Genomic DNA, 2,863 nt, shown 5'->3' with positions numbered 1-2,863 from the left:
AGCCGGATGCCCCGGCGCCGCCTGTAGAAGGCAACCGCTCCGGGCTGCCTTATCTCTGTTCGCAGATCAGCTTGATGGCTGTCCGATCCTCGCCGTCAATGACGATATTAGCAAAAGCAGGAATGCAGATCAGGTCGATCCCGATGGGTGCCAGATAGCCTCGTGCCACCGCAATGGACTTGATCGCCTGGTTTGCTGCCCCGGCACCCACTGCCTGCACTTCCACGGTGCGCTGCTCCCGGATCACTGCCGCAATGGCACCTGCAACGGAATTGGGTACGGATTTTGATGATACTTTCAGAACCTCCATGGTGGAATCCTCCTTGTTTCTTGATTGTTTAATGTTGCGTATGCTGCATTTGACTGGTACGCCAGCTGCCAGGGCTGCGCCCTAAGGCAACACCGCATAAAGCCAGCCTGTCGGCTATGCGTAGCATCTGCTGACGAATTTTCCGTCATATCACACATTCTTTGTGCGGTGTTGCTCTAAACTTTTCTCATTATACTACAGAGAGGACAAAATTGCAAGAGTATTACCGCACATTTGTGGATTCTCTCATAATGATCCGTTCAATTTTGGTACATTTGCCAGTAGACGGGTCGAATGTGATCGAAACCCCGTTCAGCATGGCTTCTCCTGCCGCTTCGATAAACTGCACCGGGCAGTGGAGCCGCTGCTTGTCGGTGGCACGCTGCACGTCCACGCCCAGCACAGACCGTGCCGGCCCGGTCATGCCTGCGTCGGTGATATACCCGGTGTGCCCCTCCAGGATCTCCTCGTCCGCCGTCTGCACATGGGTATGGGTGCCGCACACCGCCGTGACCCGTCCGGCAAGGTAATAGCCCATGCATTTTTTCTCGGAGGTGGCTTCGGCGTGGAAATCCACGAAAATATTCGGGGTATCGATCTCCGCCAGCAAAGCGTCCGCCGCCGCAAAGGGATTGTCCAGCGCCTCCAGGAACACGGTGCCCATCAGATTCAACACCGCCACCCGGCACCGTCCCAGATCCAGGATCTCCACCCCGTGCCCCGGGCAGCCCTCCGGGTAATTTGCCGGTCGAAGCACATCCCGGCGCTCAAAGATGGCAAGGCTGTCCCGGCGCTGAAAGGCGTGGTTCCCGGTGGTGATGAGATCCGCTCCGCACTGGAAAATCTGCTGGGCGGAGGCGGCGGTGATGCCGTTGCCCGGGGCGGAATTCTCCCCGTTGACGATGGTCACGTCCGCCCCATACTGCCGCCGCAGCTCCGGCAGCGTCCGCTCCAGGTACCGGCAGCCGCTTTTGCCCACCACGTCCCCGATGAATAAAATCTGCATGTCCATTCCCCCTTCTTCTCTGTTCTATTCTACTATATTCCAGAGGAAAATGCAAGGGGATTCTGTCGCCGATGCACGCCTTGCTGATTTGCCTGTTTGCGTGACCGTTTTCTTTGTGTCGTCTTTGATGCTCTGCGTGCTCCAATTACGCAGTACCGTTTTACCGCTGTCTTGGGGAGATGCGTGTGATTTTATTTGATTAACCGTACAGCGTGACTCTATTTGATTAACCGGATGGGTCACGCATGACCCATCTACCGGGATGCGAGCGACAACCTCTTTGAGAGGGGAGAGAGCGCATCTACAGATGCTTATTCTCTCCCCTCCCAACGGTTTTCTCTCGCGCTCTCTTTTCCACAACCCTCCCCACTCTTGAGGAGAACGTGCGTGCTGAACCATTCCCACGATTTCAGCCGCCAGACAGGTTTTGTACCGTTCTGTATAACATTGTGAAAACGTGCAGCCTACGGGTGTATGCCAAAGGGGGATGGGGAAGGCGGAAAGCGGGGGACTGGGGGAGAAAACCCGGAAGGGGAAGGGGGATTGCAGCTGGGCTGCCCCCCTTCCCCCGGGTTGTCTCCCCAAGACTCCGGTAGAACGGTACTGCGTGTACCCAGCACGCAGATACTGCGTATCCCCAGCACGCAGACTATAAGAAACCGCAAAAAAGCAAATGGTCACCGAAAGGCAAAGGGCGCAAAAACGGGAGTCTTTCGGCTCCCGTCATACCTCATATGTCCGCAGGATCTCCTCTGCAATCTCCCGCTTGGGCAGCCGCATATCCATAGCCTGCCGCTCTATGTACTTGTGAGCCTCCTGCTCCGACATGCGCAAATAGGAGATCAGCGCACATTTCGCCCGATCCACGATCCGCAGATCCTCGATCTTCTGCTGTAATTTCCGGTTCTCGCAGTACATGCGCTGCATCTTCACGCTTGCCGCCTGTGTCACCTTGATGGCGTTCCAGAACAGCCCCCGGTTCACCGGCTTTGCCACCGTAATGACCCCGCAGTCCTCCACCTTGTGGCAGATGGAGTCGAACTGCTCCGCCTTCACCACCAGGATCACCTCACTGGTGGTGTGCAGGGCAATGCTGCAGCTCAGACTCTCCCCGTATTCGTCCGGCAGAGGGGCGTTGATGACGCAGATGTCGTATTCGTACTCCAGCATCCGGCGCCGTGCCTCTCCGGCGGAGGAAACCACCGTCAGATCCCGGATCCCCGCATGCCCCAGCATATCCCGGAAAAAGGAAACGCTCTTTTCTGTTGAGGAGATGATGAGTCCCCGCTCCATGTGGCTCCCTCCTTTCGACTAGCATATTGTTCCACGTGGAACATTCGGCATAAATCGCCTTATAGCTGGTTCCGCTTCCCGGCAAAGTAGTGGGCGCAGATCTTCTCTCCCAGTACCCGGTGTACAAAGTCCGACTGCTCCGCAATGGACAGCGCCTCCCGGAGGCTTGTAGGCAGTTTTTCCAGCTTGTCCGTCACGGAAGGGGGCGCCAGGTACAGATTCTCGTTCAGAGGCGGTGCCAGCTCCCGCCTGTC

The 2,863-nt window shown here is 57.0% G+C and carries 3 protein-coding genes and 1 pseudogene; all 4 read right to left on the bottom strand.

The window, feature by feature from the left end; all coding sequences use genetic code 11:
* Positions 1-49 precede the first annotated feature (49 nt).
* Positions 50-310 carry a stage V sporulation protein S gene (locus QVO51_RS04610; RefSeq protein ID WP_015557391.1) on the bottom strand — a complete coding sequence of 87 codons (261 nt, stop codon included), beginning with the start codon at positions 308-310 and terminating at the stop codon, positions 50-52.
* 223 nt (positions 311-533) lie between these two features.
* Positions 534-1,316: a TIGR00282 family metallophosphoesterase gene (locus QVO51_RS04605; RefSeq protein WP_022357419.1), complete on the bottom strand. Its 783-nt coding sequence runs from the start codon at positions 1,314-1,316 to the stop codon at positions 534-536.
* Positions 1,317-2,039: 723 nt separating this feature from the next.
* On the bottom strand, positions 2,040-2,609 hold the full coding sequence (locus QVO51_RS04600; RefSeq protein WP_022357418.1) for an ANTAR domain-containing response regulator: 570 nt from the start codon (positions 2,607-2,609) through the stop codon (positions 2,040-2,042).
* 59 nt (positions 2,610-2,668) lie between these two features.
* A pseudogene (locus tag QVO51_RS04595) lies at positions 2,669-2,863 on the bottom strand (hypothetical protein); the annotation flags it as partial.

It is taken from the genome of Ruminococcus sp. CAG:379 (assembly GCF_000434255.1).
Lineage (GTDB): Bacteria > Bacillota > Clostridia > Oscillospirales > Ruminococcaceae > Ruminococcus_F > Ruminococcus_F champanellensis.
This window is presented reverse-complemented; position numbering and strand designations above follow the sequence as displayed.

Bases quoted from the DNA above. Each gene is read 5' to 3' on its own strand.
- QVO51_RS04610 (WP_015557391.1), bottom strand. From the start codon at position 310: ATGGAGGTTCTGAAAGTATCATCAAAATCCGTACCCAATTCCGTTGCA.
- QVO51_RS04605 (WP_022357419.1), bottom strand. From the start codon at position 1,316: ATGCAGATTTTATTCATCGGGGACGTGGTGGGCAAAAGCGGCTGCCGG.
- QVO51_RS04600 (WP_022357418.1), bottom strand. From the start codon at position 2,609: ATGGAGCGGGGACTCATCATCTCCTCAACAGAAAAGAGCGTTTCCTTT.